This window comes from Pseudomonas sp. 3B-A001-10F, assembly GCF_056313565.1.
This window is the reverse complement of sequence record NZ_JBQYFW010000012.1, coordinates 86,349-102,314: the sequence shown is the minus strand read 5'-3', so window position 1 is coordinate 102,314 and position 15,966 is coordinate 86,349. Positions and strand designations below refer to the sequence as shown.

Here is a 15,966-nt window from a genome sequence, read left to right as displayed (position 1 = left end):
GCATGATGTCGACTGACACGACGCCTTCGCGAGCAGGCTCGCTCCCACATTTGGTTCCAGGGTCTGTTAGAGCGGGGCAGGTTCTTGAGCGGGTTTCGACTTGTCGATACCGGGCACATGCAGATTGCCCTCAGCCACTTGATCACCCTCAAGTTGCGGCTGCGTCACCCAAGTCAAAATGTCGTAGTAACGACGAATGTTCGCCACAAAGTGCACCGGCTCGCCGCCTCGGGCGTAGCCATAACGCGTCTTGCTGTACCACTGTTTCTGCGACAGGCGCGGCAGGATTTTCTTCACGTCCAGCCATTTGTCCGGGTTCAGCCCTTCCTTGGCCGTCAGCTTGCGCGCGTCATCCAGGTGGCCACTGCCGACGTTGTAGGCCGCGAGGGCGAACCAGGTGCGATCCGGCTCCTTGATCGAATCGTCGAGCTGATCCTTCATATAAGCCAGGTACTTGGCGCCGCCCATGATGCTCTGCTTCGGATCGAGGCGGTTGGACACGCCCATTGCCTGTGCCGTGTTCTGGGTCAGCATCATCAGCCCGCGCACGCCGGTCTTCGAGGTAACCGTCGGCTGCCACAGCGATTCCTGATAACCAATGGCCGCCAGCAGACGCCAGTCGACTTTCTCTTTCTTCGCGTAATTCTTGAAGTGCTGTTCGTATTTCGGCAGGCGCTGCTGCAAGTGCTGGGCGAAGGTCGTGGCGCCCATATAGCCGAGAACATCGACGTGGCCGTAATAGCGATCCTTCAAGCGTTGCAGGGTGCCGTTCTTCTGCACTTTGTCCAGGTACGCGTTGATTTCGTTGAGCAGACTGTTGTCTTCGCCGGGGCCGACCGCCCAGCTCTGGCTGCGCGCATCACCGAGGTCGAAGGCCACACGAATGTTGGTGAAGTACACCTGATTCATCGCCACTTCGTTGGAATCGACCAGGGTCAGGTCGATCTGGCCTTCATCGACCATGCGCAGCAGGTCGACCACTTCAACCGCGTCTGACTCTTCGTATTCGATGCCGGGGAATTTCTTTTTCAGCTCCGCCAGTTGCTCGGCGTGGGTGCTGCCCTTGAGCACCATGATCTTCTTGCCGACCAGATCGCCAGGATCGGTTGGCCGTGACTGGCCGTTGCGATAGATGATCTGCGGGGTGACTTCAAGGTAGGAGTGCGAGAACCGCACCTGCTGCTTGCGCTGTTCGCTGCTGACCAGACCGGCGGCGGCCAGCACCGGGCCGTTCGGCTTGCCGATCTGATCGAACAAGTCATCGAGGTTGTCGGCGGTCTCGATCTTCAGCTCTACGCCCAAATCGTCGGCGAAGCGCTTCACCAGCTCGTATTCGAAGCCGGTTTCACCGCTGCGATCCTGAAAGTAGGTGGCGGGGCTGTTACGGGTAATCACCCGCAGCACACCATCCTCCTTTACGCGCTCGAGTGTGTTGGGTTTATCAACACAGCCACCGAGCATCAGGAAGAGTCCGGTTGCGATCAGCCATTTGGCGTACCGCGGACGCAAAGCCGTTGGGAAAAACATCTGCGCAGTATACGCAAACGGCTGCGGGCGCCATATCTCGACAGTGCAGGGCGAGTCTGCTAGCGATCACAAAACTGCACGAAACCCCGCAGAAACGGGGCTTGACGGCATTTTGTTACAGTAAAAATAAGCGGCATCTGAATCGCTGATTTACCTGACTCTGAAGTCGGAAACACAGATTGATACCCGAGTGCAACCGTGCGTAGCGTTTCGGGTGATGTTGAGGGCGGTTTAGGCTAGAATGCACGGCCTCAAAGCACACCCCTTCCCGAGGCTGTCCCGAAGATGTTGATCCTGCGCGGCGCTCCTGCCCTTTCTGCCTTTCGCCACAGCAAACTCCTTGAGCAACTGAGCCAGAAGGTTCCGGCTGTCAGTGGCTTGTATGCTGAATTCGCTCACTTCGCCGAAGTCACCGGCGTCCTGACCGGCGACGAACAGCAGGTGCTTGCGCGCCTTCTGAAGTACGGTCCAAGTGTTCCGGTACAAGAGCCGACCGGCCGTCTGTTTTTGGTGTTGCCGCGTTTCGGCACCATCTCGCCATGGTCGAGCAAGGCCAGCGACATCGCCCGCAACTGCGGCCTGAGCAAGATCCAGCGTCTGGAGCGCGGTATCGCCTTCTACGTTGCCGGTCAGTTCAGCGAAGCCGAAGCGCAGCAGATTGCCGACGTGCTGCATGACCGCATGACCCAGATCGTCCTGGCTAACCTCGAGCAGGCCGCCGGTCTGTTCAGCCACGCCGAGCCGAAGCCGCTGACTGCAATCGACATCCTCGGTGGTGGTCGCGCTGCGCTGGAAAAAGCCAACACCGAGCTGGGCCTGGCTCTGGCTGAAGACGAGATCGATTACCTGGTCAATGCCTTCAACGGTCTCAAGCGCAACCCGCACGACATCGAACTGATGATGTTCGCCCAGGCCAACTCCGAGCACTGCCGCCACAAAATCTTCAACGCCAGTTGGGATATTGATGGTGAGAACCAGGAAAAAAGCCTGTTCGGCATGATCAAGAACACCTACGTGATGCACAGCGAAGGCGTTCTGTCGGCTTATAAGGACAACGCTTCGGTGATCGTCGGCAACGTTGCCGGCCGTTTCTTCCCGAATCCTGAAACCCGCCAGTACGGCGCGGTGCAGGAGCCGGTGCACATCCTGATGAAGGTTGAAACCCACAACCACCCGACCGCAATTGCTCCGTTCCCGGGCGCGTCCACCGGTTCCGGCGGCGAAATCCGTGACGAAGGTGCAACCGGCCGTGGCGCCAAGCCAAAGGCTGGCCTGACCGGTTTCACCGTGTCCAACCTGCAGATCCCGGGCTTCGAACAGCCGTGGGAAGTGCCGTACGGCAAGCCTGAGCGCATTGTTACCGCGCTGGACATCATGATCGAAGGCCCGCTCGGCGGCGCTGCGTTCAACAACGAATTCGGTCGTCCGGCCCTGACCGGTTACTTCCGTACCTTCGAACAGTCGATCACCACCCCGCACGGTGACGAAGTTCGTGGTTACCACAAGCCGATCATGCTCGCTGGCGGCATGGGCAACATCCGTGAAGAACACGTCAAGAAAGGCGAGATCGTCGTTGGCTCCAAGCTCATCGTCCTCGGCGGCCCGGCGATGTTGATCGGTCTGGGCGGCGGCGCCGCGTCCTCGATGGCCACAGGCACCAGCTCGGCGGATCTCGACTTCGCTTCCGTGCAGCGTGAAAACCCTGAAATGGAGCGTCGCTGCCAGGAAGTCATCGACCGTTGCTGGCAACTGGGCGACAAAAACCCGATCAGCTTCATCCACGACGTCGGCGCGGGCGGTCTGTCCAACGCCTTCCCGGAACTGGTCAACGACGGCGACCGCGGTGGCCGTTTCGAACTGCGCAACATTCCCAACGACGAGCCGGGCATGGCCCCGCACGAAATCTGGTCCAACGAATCCCAGGAACGTTACGTTCTGGCGGTAGGCCCTGAGGACTTCGAGCGCTTCCAGGCGATCTGTGAACGTGAGCGTTGCCCGTTTGCTGTAGTCGGCGAAGCCACTGCCGAGCCGCAACTGACCGTGACCGACAGCCACTTCGGCAACAACCCGGTGGACATGCCACTGGAAGTGTTGCTGGGCAAAGCCCCGCGCATGCACCGTTCGGTAGTTCGTGAAGCCGAATTGGGCGATGACTTCGATCCGTCGAACCTCGACATCACCGAGTCCATCGAGCGCGTTCTGCATCACCCGGCCGTGGCGAGCAAAAGCTTCCTGATCACCATCGGCGACCGCACCATCACCGGCCTCGTGGCCCGTGACCAAATGGTTGGCCCATGGCAGGTTCCGGTGGCCGACGTTGCTGTCACCGCCACCAGTTTTGACGTCTACACCGGTGAAGCGATGGCAATGGGCGAGCGGACTCCGCTGGCACTGCTGGACGCTCCGGCGTCGGGCCGCATGGCCATTGGCGAAACCCTGACCAACATCGCTGCTTCGCGCATCAACAAGCTCTCCGACATCAAACTGTCGGCGAACTGGATGTCGGCTGCCGGCCACCCGGGCGAAGACGCGCGTCTGTACGACACTGTGAAAGCGGTCGGTATGGAACTGTGCCCTGAGCTGGGCATCACCATTCCGGTGGGCAAGGACTCGATGTCCATGGCCACCCGCTGGAACGATAACGGCGAAGAAAAAACCGTGACCTCGCCGATGTCGCTGATCGTGACCGGTTTCGCGCCAGTGGCTGACATCCGTCAGACCCTGACTCCGGAACTGCGCATGGACAAGGGCACCACCGACCTGATCCTGATCGACCTCGGTCGCGGTCAGAACCGTATGGGTGCTTCGATCCTTGCTCAGGTTCACGGCAAGCTCGGCAAACATGCGCCGGATGTCGATGACGCCGAAGACCTGAAAGCCTTCTTCGCAGTGATCCAGGGCCTCAACGCCGACGGTCACCTGCTGGCTTACCACGACCGTTCCGACGGTGGTCTGCTGACCTCCGTGGTGGAAATGGCCTTCGCCGGCCACTGCGGTCTGAGCCTGAACCTGGACAGCGTTGCCGAGTCTTCGGCGGAAATCGCTGCGATCCTGTTCAACGAAGAGCTGGGTGCCGTGATCCAGGTTCGTCAGGACGCCACGCCAGATATCCTCGCGCAATTCAGCGCGGCCGGTCTGGGCGACTGCGTGTCGGTGATCGGTCAACCGATCAACAATGGCCAGATCAACATCACCTTCAACGGTGACACCGTGTTCGAAGGTCAGCGTCGTCTGCTGCAACGTCAGTGGGCCGAGACCAGCTACCAGATCCAGCGTCTGCGTGATAACGCCGACTGCGCTGAGCAAGAGTTCGACGTGCTGCTGGAAGAAGACAACCCGGGCCTGAGCGTCAAGCTCAGCTACGACGTCAACCAGGACATAGCCGCGCCTTACATCAAGAAAGGCATCCGCCCTCAGGTTGCCGTGCTGCGTGAGCAGGGCGTCAACGGTCAGGTGGAAATGGCCGCCGCGTTCGACCGCGCCGGTTTCAACGCGATCGACGTGCACATGAGCGATATTCTGGCCGGCCGTGTCGACCTGAACGAGTTCAAAGGTCTGGTGGCCTGCGGTGGTTTCTCCTACGGCGACGTTCTCGGCGCCGGTGAAGGCTGGGCCAAGTCGGCACTGTTCAACAGCCGCGCCCGCGATGCGTTCCAGGGCTTCTTCGAGCGTAACGACAGCTTCACCCTCGGCGTGTGCAACGGTTGCCAGATGATGTCCAACCTGCACGAGCTGATTCCGGGCAGCGAATTCTGGCCGCACTTCGTGCGCAACCGCTCCGAGCAGTTCGAAGCGCGTGTCGCGATGGTTCAGGTTCAGGAGTCGAACTCGATCTTCCTGCAAGGCATGGCCGGTTCGCGTATGCCGATCGCCATTGCTCACGGTGAAGGTCACGCTGAGTTCTCCAGCGAAGAAGCACTGCTGGAAGCCGATCTGTCCGGTTGCGTGGCGATGCGTTTCGTCGACAACCATGGCAAGGTCACCGAGCGTTATCCGGCCAACCCGAACGGTTCGCCGCGCGGGATTACCGGTCTCACCAGCCGTGATGGCCGTGTGACGATCATGATGCCGCACCCGGAGCGTGTGTTCCGCGCGGTGCAGAACTCGTGGCGTTCGGAAGACTGGAACGAGGATGCACCTTGGATGCGTATGTTCCGTAACGCGCGCGTCTGGGTGAACTAAGGCCTGTGTACAAGCTGGCGTTTTTTGTTCCTGACAGTCATGTCGAGGTGGTCAAAGGGGCTGTGTTCGCTGCCGGTGGTGGGCGGATCGGTGACTATGACCACTGTGCGTGGCAGGTGCTTGGTCTGGGCCAGTTTCGACCTTTGGACGGGAGTCAGCCGTTTATTGGTGAGGCAGGGCAGGTTGAGCGGGTTGAGGAATGGAAGGTTGAGCTTGTGGTGGCGGATGAGTTGATCGTTGCTGTTGTGGCGGCGCTTAAGTTGAGCCATCCCTACGAGACGCCGGCTTATGAGGTGTGGCGGCTGGAAGATTTCTGATCTTCTTTGCTGCTGAAACAAGAAACCCGCAGATGAGGGATTGTCTGCGGGTTTTTTGTTGCCTGCGATTTGCTGTTCTGTAGGAGTGAGCCTGCTCGCGATGGCGCCCTGACAGGCGACCATGTTCTGGCTGACTGAGTGAATATCCGTTTCTTCGGGTGCTGCGGCTGGCGGTTTCGCCCTTACGGCGACTCACTTTTTTTACAAACGCCTAAAAAAAGTAAGCAAAAAAACGCTTGCCCCAACGTTCGGCCCACTCGCTAAAGCTCGGGGTTCCTTCGCTCCGGGATCCATCCGGGCGCATCGCCTACGGTTTGCTTCGCTGCACCTCCTCTCGATGCATTTGGCTGCGCCAAACGGTCGCTGCGCTCCCACCCCCGGATAAATCCCTCCTCTCAGCCTGCCGACGGGGCCGGTGGATCAAGATCAAGAGCAGGCGAGCTGACACTCGGCCTATTGAGTGGTGAGGAGCGGGGTGGTGGTGTTGCTTTGCTCTGTGGGAGCTGGCTTGCCAGCGATGGCGGCCTGGAGGTTAGGAAACTATTCGGCGGGCTTCGTTTTTTTTTGGGCCAGGTACTCTTTTAGGGTTAATTTGCTGTTCCGATCCTTGTTGTATTCATCCCAAACCCAAGTTCTCATGGTTTTTTCAAAGCCTTGAGCACCGTTGGCGAACTCTTCGAAAGTAAGAGTTCCGTCTGAATTTTCATCAAGATCTCTGAAGGTTTTTTTCAGATGTTCCAGTTGTTCTGCGTCCGTCATTTTCTTTGCCATGTCGCAGCCATCCTTAATGAATTGAGCTTCGGGTTATCGAGGCTACGACATAAAAACTGCCTGATTCAGTCAACGTAATAAGGTCGATCAAGGCGGTCAACTGTCAGACCTGACAGTTGACAGTGCCAGCAATGTGGGGGGCAGCCGAGCTGGCGCTCATCCTGTTTGAGCGGTGTGTGATCGACTTGGGTTTTGTGCTGGATTCGCCCCTCATCGGAACGCCGCCCGCCCAGCCCTTTCCCGAGGGAGAGGGAGTCGATTTGTGTGCTATTCAAGCCTGAGTTTGGTTCGGAGAGAGGGGGCCGATTTGTGGGGTGCGAAACTGAGTTCGGCTAGGGGAGAGTGAGGGATTAATGGGCTTTTCAAAACCTGAATTCGACTTGGTATTTCATGTCGGCGTACATCCACCAAACACCTCGGTCAGTCCCCTCTCCCTCTGGGAGAGGGCTAGGGTGAGGGTTTGCTTTTGGCTGTTTAATGATGTGTCGAATAGCCAGAACCTTCCCACAAGGTTTTCAGGTTGTCCGTCGGACGTCGGGTCTCTAGTCTTTGGCTGTCACCGCAAATCGGTGATCGGGCGTGAGAACCCGGTAAGAGGTTTTAATCAAACGTCAGTAGCACCATAATCGCCGCCAGCTCATTTGCTGCTGGTGATGTTCTATGGCGGCTGTGTGCGGGCGGACTTCGGTTCGGCCGGGTTGATCTCTTACCGGTTTCTCACTCCGCACATAGCTGCCACCTCTTCGTCGCGTGAGAAACGACCAGTGATGGCTCAATCATTGATTAGAGATCATTGCAATGACTAAGCCCGTACCCGATCCACCCGAAACCAAAACCCCACTCGAAGAAGCCCTCCGCGCCGAAGACCAGGCCCGAAACCGCGAAGCCATCAAACGCGCCCTCGACTTCTATCTGTGCCCCGACCCCGCAAAGCCCTGCCGACCGAGCACCATGTTCATGGTCCGCCCAGAGGTCGACACCGAAAGCCTGCTCGCCCACGCCTGCGAATCGTTAGCCTCGGCAAGCACCGCCGCCAGCAACTTCGCCAATGAGCTAAGCGGTTCTCAGCGCAGCACCGTATTAGGCATCCAGCAAATCGTCATGCTTGCCGAACTGGCGGTAAACCGCGCACTGGATCGGGTAGACCCGCAAACCTGATCTATACGGGGACATCGCAAACAGGTTCGCCCCATTTGGATAGGGGCGAGCCTGCTCAAACGCATGACTTTGCAGATTGACGTTCGCGGCTCAATTCAGTGGCAGATGTGGCGTTGACCGTTCATCGCAAACAGCCCTTGACCTGTAATTTCTGACAGTGGTGCGATACCTCCAACTCCTTTTAGATAAGCCTTCCATCCAAAACGGGTAAGAAGGAACTTAGATATGTCTGCTGAAAAAAATGTTGTGCCAGTAATCACCTATGTGAAAGACGAAAACGGCCTAGAAATTCCCAACGGTGGCGCCACTTTTGCAACTTCTGTGCACTTGAGCGGGATTGCAGTTGCTGGAGAGAGAGTTGAAATCCTCGACGCTTCTGTTGTGAAGGGGCAAGTAATCGCCAGTGGTACAGGAAGCTGGGCGCTGCACCTGACAGGTCTGGCGCTGGGTGCTCATTCGATTGCGGCCAGAGGAAGCGCTGGTATGTCACAGGCTCGTATGTTTACCGTTGTTGCAGCGAAGTAACTGCCGAAAAAAAGCCGCTGTGCTTCATAGCGCAGCGGCTTTTCCTTGATCAGCAAGGCTGTTTGATTTTGCTTTGGCTTAAACCTTCGTACTGACCTCACTGCGATTGACCAGCGCTTCAAGTGCTCCACTCAAACTCGCAGCTTTGTCACCCACCAACAAGTGCCAGACCCCACCCTCCAACTGGCTGACACCCTGGCAACCCAGCTCCTTCAACTGCGCCTCGGACAGTGCCTTGCCATCCGCCAACAGCAAGCGAATCCGACTCATGGCAATGCAATCCAGTTGCAGCACGTTGTCGCCACCGCCCAGTGCGGTCAGCCATTGCTGCGCTTCGGAGCCGGCAATCACAGCGGCTTTCGACTCATCAGCAACAACAGATGTCTCAACCAGAACGGCACGTCCCAGAGAAGGCATCGCCAGACGAATCTCATCGGCAATACTGTCCGCCATCGGCCCGACAACCACCTGCAAACTTCCACCCTTGCCCGGACGCACAACCGCCATTGCCCCCAACGCTTTCAGGTCTGCATTCGAAGCCTTGTTGCGATCAACCATCTCCAGTCGCAACCGCGTGGTGCAGGCGCCGACGGTGAGCAAGTTCTCTGCTCCGCCCAACGCCTTGATGTAGGCACTGGCGCGCTCGTTCTCAGTCAGTACGGCTTTTTCACTGACAGCGACATCCTCACGCCCCGGCGTCTTCAAGTTGAAGCGACGAATGCAGAAATCAAACACCGCGTAATACACCACGGCGTAAGCCAGCCCGACCGGAATCACCAACCAGCCATTGGTCGAGCGCCCCCAACCCAGCACCATGTCGATGAAGCCGCCGGAGAAGGTAAAACCCAAATGGATGTTCAGCGCATTGGTGATCGCCATCGACAACCCGGTCAGCAGCGCATGCAGCAGATACAACAACGGCGCCAGAAACATGAAGGCGAATTCAATCGGCTCGGTCACCCCAGTCAAAAACGACGTCAAAGCCATCGACAGAAAAATCCCGCCCATCACCTTGCGCCGTTCCGGCAGGGCGTTGCGATACATCGCCAGGCACGCGGCGGGCAGGCCGAAGATCATCATCGGGAACATGCCGGTCATGAACTGGCCGCCCTTCGGATCACCGGCGAAGTAGCGCGACAGGTCACCCGTCACCAGAGCCCCGGTAGTTGGATCGGTGAAGTTGCCGAACACGAACCACGCCATGTTGTTGAGGATATGGTGCAGGCCGGTGACGATCAGCAGGCGGTTGAACACGCCAAACACGAACGCGCCGATACTGCCGCTTTCCATCATCAGCGCACCAAACGCGTTGATGCCGTGCTGGATCGGCGGCCAGATATAGCCGAACACGACACCGAGGCCGACCGCCGCGAACCCGGTGACAATCGGTACAAACCGTCGGCCACCGAAGAACGCCAGGTATTCCGGCAGCTTGATGTCCTTGAAGCGATTGTACAGCGCGCCCGCCATCAGGCCGCTGACGATCCCGGCGAGCATGCCCATGTTGATGCTCGCATCGAGCACCTTCAGCGTGGAGATCATCACCAGATAACCGATCACTCCGGCAAGACCGGCGGTACCGTTGTTGTCCTTGGCGAAACCGACGGCGATGCCGATGGCGAAGATCATCGCCAGGTTGGCGAAGATCACTTGGCCGGCATCGTGAATGATCGCGATGTTCAGCAGGTCGGTGTCACCCAGGCGCAGCAGCAGGCCGGCAATCGGCAGGATCGCGATCGGCAGCATCAGCGCGCGGCCGAGGCGTTGCAGGCCTTCGATGAAGAGTTGGTACATGGCGTTTGTCCTTTTTGTTTTTGTTAGCGCAGAGGCCAATGTTGATGACAGGCGTGACGCACGGCGGTGGCGCTGCTCAGCTTGAGCAGGTCACGACTGAGGCGCTGGCATTCGGCTTCGTGCAGTTGACGCACGCGGTCCTTGATTTCACCGATCTGCACCGGGCTGACCGACAGTTCGCTCACGCCGAGGCCGATCAAAACGGGTGTGGCCAGCGGGTCGGAGGCGAGGGCGCCGCAGACGCCGACCCAACGCTTGTGCACCGCCGCGCCTTCGCAGGTCATGGCGATCAGGCGCAGCAGCGCCGGGTGCAGGGCGTCGACCCTAGCGGCCAAGCCTGCGTGGTCGCGGTCCATGGCCAAGGTGTATTGGGAGAGATCGTTGGTGCCGATGGAAAGGAAGTCCGCATGTTCGGCCAGTTGTTCGGCCTGCAATGCGGCGGCAGGGACTTCGATCATTACGCCGATTTCCGGGCGTTGGGTGATCTTCAGCTCCAGGCACAACGCATCTACGCGTTGGCGGATGTGCAGCAACTCATCCACTTCGGTGACCATCGGCAACAGGATCCGGCAGCGGCGCAGCGGGCTGACTTGCAGCAGCGCGCGCAGTTGCTGGTCGAGGATTTCCGGGCGCGCCTGAGCCAGACGAATGCCGCGCAGGCCGAGCACCGGGTTGGCCTCGACCGGCAGCGGCAGGTAGTCGAGTTGCTTGTCGCCGCCGACGTCGATGGTGCGGATGATCACCGGGTGCTCGCCCATCGCGTCCAGTACGCCTTGATAGGCCGCACGCTGTTCTTCGACATCCGGCGCGGTCTGACGATCGACGAACAAAAACTCAGTGCGCAACAGACCAACGCCATCAGCGCCGTTGGCGAAGGCATCTACCGCTTCACCGCTGGAGGCAACGTTGGCGACGACTTCGATGGTCACGCCGTTGCGGGTTTCTGCCGGCAAGTGAGCCTTGGCTTGCTGTGCGTCGCGGCGCTGCTGACGGTCGAGTTGCGCCTGCTGAACTTCAGCCAGACGTTCGGCATTTGGCGTCAGTTCGAGGCGTCCTCCGTCGGCATCGAGCACCACCGCTTGGCCTTGTCGCTGATCAAGCAACGCAGAACCCAACGCCACCATGCACGGCAGACCTTTGCCGCGAGCGAGAATCGCCACGTGTGAAGTCGCGCCACCCTCGGCCATGCATAACCCGGCAACGCCTTGCGCGCTGAGTTGCAGCAGATCCGAAGGCGTCAGTTCATGAGCGGCAACAATGGCGCCGGCCGGCACGTCGTAATGCCACGCCTCACCGAGCAACGCACGCAACACCCGTTGCTTGAGGTCACGCAGATCGTTGGCGCGCTCGGCCAGCAGCGCGCTGCCGGTGTGCTGCAGCATTTCGCACTGCACGTCGATTGACTGGCTCCAGGCGTGAGTTGCCGCACAACCTTGTTCGATGGATCGCTGTGCAGCGTCGAGCAGCGCCGGATCTTCCAACAGTGCCAGATGCGCGGCGAAGATTGCTTCTTCGTCGGCATTCCTGTGTTTTTTCGCTTGCGCGAGGGTGGCGTCGATTTCGTTGCGGACCTGAGTCAGCGCCGTGTCGAGCACCTGCTGTTGCCGTAGCGGATCATGATTGCCCGCATCCGCCGGCAAACTGATCGCGTTCAAACGAAACAGCGGCCCGCCAACCAGTCCTGGCGCGGCGCAGACACCGTGCAACACGCCAGCCTCGGCTGGGCGTTTAAGCGACGCGAGACTCACCGGCGCCGCAGCGTGATGATCATCCGGCAGCGCGGTGGCCAGCGCCGTAAGCAACGCTTGCAACGCCGCTTCAGCATCCGGCCCCTGACAGCTGACCTGCACTTCATCCTGCTCGCCAACCGCCAGGCCCATCAAACCGATCAGGCTGTTGCACGGCGCCGATTTGCCGGCGAAGTGCAGTTGCGACTGGCTCTTGAACCCTTGCGCAGTCTGCCGAATCAACGCAGCCGGGCGGGCATGCAAACCACCGCGATGGGCCACCAGAACATGGCCATGAACCTCAGGCCCGTCGATGGCTGCTGCGCTCGCCGCCAAACCGTTGCGCGCAATAATGTGCAGCAACGGCTCGCCGACTTTCACTGCTTTGAGCGTAATCGGCCGCACCTGAAAATCCTGGCTGTTAGTCAGGATCAACAGGCTGACCAGGCTTTTGCATTGCTGGCCGACCTTGTCCAGGTCATAGCGCAACAACGGCTGGCCCTTGCTGACGCGGGTGCCATCCTTGACCAGCATCGAGAAGCCTTCGCCGTTCAACTCAACGGTATCGAGGCCCAGATGCAGAAGGATCTCCGCGCCGTTGTCGGCACGCACGGTGAGCGCGTGGCCGGTGCGGGCGACGTGAATGATCATTCCGGCGCACGGCGAATACAGCGTGTCGTTGATCGGGTCGATGGCAATGCCGTCGCCCATCGCGCCGCTGGCGAACACCGCGTCCGGGACTTTGGCGAGCGTGAGCACCGGGCCGCTGAGCGGGGCGCTAAGGGTCAGCTCTTTATTGTTGTTGTGCATGGCTCGGTCTCATCGGTTATATCTCGGTTCGATGTCCCCTGTAGGAGCTGCCGAAGGCTGCGATCTTTTGATCTTGTCTTTCTGTGAATCAAAATCAAAAGATCGCAGCCTTCGGCAGCTCCTACAGGTTTGCTTCAATTAATGCGTGCGGGTCACTTTGCTCAGGTGACGTGGCTGATCCGGGTCCATGCCACGGGCCACGGCCAGACCGGCGGCCATCACGTAGAAGCTCTGGATCGCCAGAATCGGATCAAGGGCCGGGTGCTCGGCGCGGGTCAGAGTCAGGTCGCGCTCGCTGACATCGTCCGGCGCAGCGAGCAATACGTGAGCGCCGCGTTGACGCATTTCCGCCGCGAGGCTCAACAGGCCGGCCTGTTCGGCACCGCGTGGGGCGAAAACCAGCAACGGGTAGTGTTCATCGATCAGTGCCATCGGGCCGTGACGGACTTCGGCGCTGCTGAACGCTTCGGCCTGAATCGCCGAGGTTTCCTTGAATTTCAGCGCCGCTTCCTGAGCAATGGCAAAACCGGCGCCACGGCCGATGACCATCAAACGCTCGCAATCGCGCAGCGCTTCGATGGCCATGCTCCAGTCCTGTTTCGCCGCTTCGCGCAGGCCTTCAGGCAGGGCGTTGCCGGCCTCGAGCAATTCGTTGTCCTCTTTCCAGTGCGCGATCAAACGAGCGCTGGCGCTGAGGGTGGCGATAAAACTTTTGGTCGCGGCGACGCTGCTTTCAGTACCGGCGAGAAGCGGTACGCTGAACTCGCACGCGGCTTCCAGTGGCGAATCGGCGGCGTTGACCATCGACACACTGAGCGCGCCACGCTTGCGCAACAGACGCAAGCTGTTGACCAGATCCGGGCTCTGCCCCGACTGGGAAAAAGCGAACGCGACCTGACCGCTGACCCTCAACGGCGCCTGCTGCATGGTCACCACCGACATCGGCAACGACGCCACCGGCACGCCAAGTTGCTGCATGGTCAGGTAGGCGAAGTAGCTCGCCGCGTGGTCGGAGCTGCCGCGCGCAACGGTCATTGCCACTTGCGGTGGCTGACGGCGCAGGCGCCCGGCAATTTCGATCATTTGCGGGTCGAGCTGTTGCAGTTGGGCTTGCACGGCCTCGAACGAGGACAGCGCCTCCTCAAGCATTTTTGAAGTCAATGTCTTCTCCTTCGACCATGACGGCGGTCAGTGTGAGTGAGCGATCCAGCCGCACGCAGTCGGCCCAGGCTCCTGGTTGCAGGCGCCCGCGTTCAGTGATGCCGAGATAGTCGGCAGGGAATTGCGACAGACGTTGCGAGGCTTCGGCGATCGGCAAACCGATCTTCACCAAGTTACGCAGGGCCTGATCCATGGTCAGCGTGCTGCCGGCCAACGTGCCGTCGGGCAGGCGTACGCCGCCCAGGCATTTGGTCACGGTGTGGCTGCCGAGCTTGTATTCACCGTCGGGCATGCCGGCGGCAGCGGTCGAATCGGTCACGCAATACAGGCACGGGATCGAGCGCAGAGCCACGCGAATCGCGCCGGGATGTACGTGCAGCAAATCCGGAATCAGCTCGGCGAATTTCGCGTGGGCCAGCGCGGCGCCGACGATGCCCGGCTCGCGGTGATGCAGAGGGCTCATGGCGTTATAGAGATGGGTGAAACTGGTCGCGCCGGCATCGAGTGCGGCAACGCCTTCCTCGTAACTGCCGAGGGTGTGGCCGATCTGCATGCGCACGCCACGGCTGCTCAGCTCACGAATCAACGCGTCGTGACCGGCGATTTCCGGGGCGATGGTGATCACCCGGATCGGCGCCAGTGTCAGGTATTCTTCGACTTCGGCCATTAACGCGGTGTGGGCGAAGTTCGGTTGCGCGCCGAGTTTTCCTGGATTGATGTACGGGCCTTCGAGGTGTACGCCGAGGACTCGCGCGGCACCTTTCGGACGCTGTTCGCAGAACTCTCCGACTTCTTTCAAGACGCTGGAGATCTCGGCGCTCGGCGCGGTCATGGTGGTGGCCAGCAGCGAGGTGGTGCCGAAACGCACGTGGGTTCTGGTGATGGTCTCGAAGGCGCTGGCGCCTTCCATGATGTCTTTGCCACCGCCGCCGTGGACGTGCAGATCGATGAAACCCGGCAGCAGATACGGCAGGTCATTGTCGGCCGGATCGCAGGGCACGCCTTCGATCGACACGACTTTGCCGTGTTCGTGGACCAGCCGGCCGCGAATCCAGCCGCTGGCGGTAAGGATGTTGTCTTCGGACATTTTGGTTCTCGCTTTTGGCCGCGCTTAACGACGCAGCTCTTTATCTACGAAGCTCTGCAACAAAGTCGTAGTAGTCGTTGCGGCAATAGGTGTCGGTGACTTCAATCGGGGTGTTGTCTTCGAGGTAGCCGACCCGGGTCATCAGCAGCATCGCGGTGCCGGGGGCGATGCCGACCAGTGCGGCGAACTCGTCAGAGGCGTTGATCGCCTGGATGTGCTGCAGGGCGCGGACGATCGGCTTGCCGATGCCGTCGAGGTATTCGTAGAGCGAATCGCCGACCAATTGCGGCTTTGGCATGATCGAGGCGGGCAGGGTGCTCATTTCGATGGCCATGACCGTGTCATCGGCTTTGCGCAGACGCTTCATGCGCGCGACCTTGTCGTTCGGCGACAGGCTGAGGCGGATCAGTTCTTCGTGGGTCGGCAGGGTGATTTCGCGTTCCAGCCATTGCGAGCTGGGCACAAAACCCTTGAGGCGCAGCATCTCACTGAAACCCGAAAGGCGTGACAGCGGTTGTTCGAGGCGAGGGGTGATGAAAGTGCCGGAACCTTGCAGGCGACGAATCAGGCCTTGATCAAGCAGAACTTCCAGCGCCTTGCGCGCAGTCACTCGGGAAATGCCCAGTTGCTCGCTGAGGTTGCGTTCCGAGGGCATTGCCTGCTCGGACTTCCACTGCCCGGCATGAATCGCTGCTTCCAGATTGCGCGCTAACTGCAGGTACAGCGGCGTCGGCTGGGAGTCGTCCGGGCGTAGGGTATGGAGGTCGTTCATGTAGGGCATTTCCGTCGCGAGTATAGGATTGTTGTGGCTCGCTTGTGGGGCGGAAATTAATACCACTTGAATACCATGTCAACGCACGGAAATGGGCTTTGGCCCAATGGAATGGAGGGTTTTAGGGGGTGTGGT

Annotated in this window: 11 protein-coding genes; 4 read left to right on the top strand and 7 right to left on the bottom strand. The window is 59.8% G+C overall.

The window, feature by feature from the left end:
* Positions 1–66: 66 nt before the first annotated feature.
* Entirely contained in the window at positions 67–1,527 is a 1,461-nt protein-coding gene (gene mltF, locus AC0ZWN_RS13815; RefSeq protein WP_093436891.1) for a membrane-bound lytic murein transglycosylase MltF, read from the bottom strand.
* Between the two features lie 285 nt (positions 1,528–1,812).
* On the opposite strand from mltF, the gene purL reads away from it, so the two are divergent.
* Positions 1,813–5,709, top strand: a complete 3,897-nt coding sequence (gene purL / locus AC0ZWN_RS13810) for a phosphoribosylformylglycinamidine synthase (RefSeq protein WP_095050949.1) — start codon at positions 1,813–1,815, stop codon at positions 5,707–5,709.
* Positions 5,710–5,714: 5 nt separating this feature from the next.
* Positions 5,715–6,026 (top strand): YqfO family protein, encoded by a 312-nt coding sequence (locus AC0ZWN_RS13805; protein ID WP_042607740.1) that lies wholly within the window; start codon positions 5,715–5,717, stop codon positions 6,024–6,026.
* Positions 6,027–6,566: 540 nt separating this feature from the next.
* Here the strand turns inward: AC0ZWN_RS13805 and AC0ZWN_RS13800 are convergent.
* Complete coding sequence (locus AC0ZWN_RS13800; RefSeq protein ID WP_476335439.1) at positions 6,567–6,797, bottom strand: EF-hand domain-containing protein; 231 nt, start codon at positions 6,795–6,797, stop codon at positions 6,567–6,569.
* A gap of 798 nt (positions 6,798–7,595) precedes the next feature.
* On the opposite strand from AC0ZWN_RS13800, the gene AC0ZWN_RS13795 reads away from it, so the two are divergent.
* Together AC0ZWN_RS13795 and AC0ZWN_RS13790 are read left to right on the top strand one after the other, a co-directional pair.
* Positions 7,596–7,955, top strand: a complete 360-nt coding sequence (locus AC0ZWN_RS13795) for a DUF6124 family protein (RefSeq protein ID WP_476335438.1) — start codon at positions 7,596–7,598, stop codon at positions 7,953–7,955.
* Between the two features lie 225 nt (positions 7,956–8,180).
* Positions 8,181–8,480, top strand: a complete 300-nt coding sequence (locus AC0ZWN_RS13790; RefSeq protein WP_476335436.1) for a hypothetical protein — start codon at positions 8,181–8,183, stop codon at positions 8,478–8,480.
* A gap of 78 nt (positions 8,481–8,558) precedes the next feature.
* Here AC0ZWN_RS13790 and nagE read toward each other — a convergent pair whose 3' ends face one another.
* The 5 genes from nagE to AC0ZWN_RS13765 all read right to left on the bottom strand — a co-directional run bounded on the left by nagE (position 8,559) and on the right by AC0ZWN_RS13765 (position 15,831).
* Positions 8,559–10,274 carry an N-acetylglucosamine-specific PTS transporter subunit IIBC gene (gene nagE, locus AC0ZWN_RS13785; RefSeq protein WP_476335435.1) on the bottom strand — a complete coding sequence of 572 codons (1,716 nt, stop codon included), beginning with the start codon at positions 10,272–10,274 and terminating at the stop codon, positions 8,559–8,561.
* A gap of 23 nt (positions 10,275–10,297) precedes the next feature.
* The gene (gene ptsP / locus AC0ZWN_RS13780) at positions 10,298–12,811 is read right to left on the bottom strand and encodes a phosphoenolpyruvate--protein phosphotransferase (RefSeq protein WP_476335434.1); all 2,514 of its coding nucleotides are present in this window, start codon (positions 12,809–12,811) and stop codon (positions 10,298–10,300) included.
* A gap of 138 nt (positions 12,812–12,949) precedes the next feature.
* Positions 12,950–13,960, bottom strand: a complete 1,011-nt coding sequence (locus AC0ZWN_RS13775; protein WP_476335467.1) for an SIS domain-containing protein — start codon at positions 13,958–13,960, stop codon at positions 12,950–12,952.
* Positions 13,953–15,059 (bottom strand): N-acetylglucosamine-6-phosphate deacetylase, encoded by a 1,107-nt coding sequence (gene nagA / locus AC0ZWN_RS13770; RefSeq protein ID WP_476335433.1) that lies wholly within the window; start codon positions 15,057–15,059, stop codon positions 13,953–13,955. Before nagA ends, AC0ZWN_RS13775 begins: the two co-directional genes overlap by 8 nt.
* 40 nt (positions 15,060–15,099) lie before the next feature.
* A complete protein-coding gene (locus tag AC0ZWN_RS13765; protein WP_093436861.1) occupies positions 15,100–15,831 on the bottom strand; it encodes a GntR family transcriptional regulator in 732 nt (243 codons plus the stop codon).
* Positions 15,832–15,966: the final 135 nt, after the last annotated feature.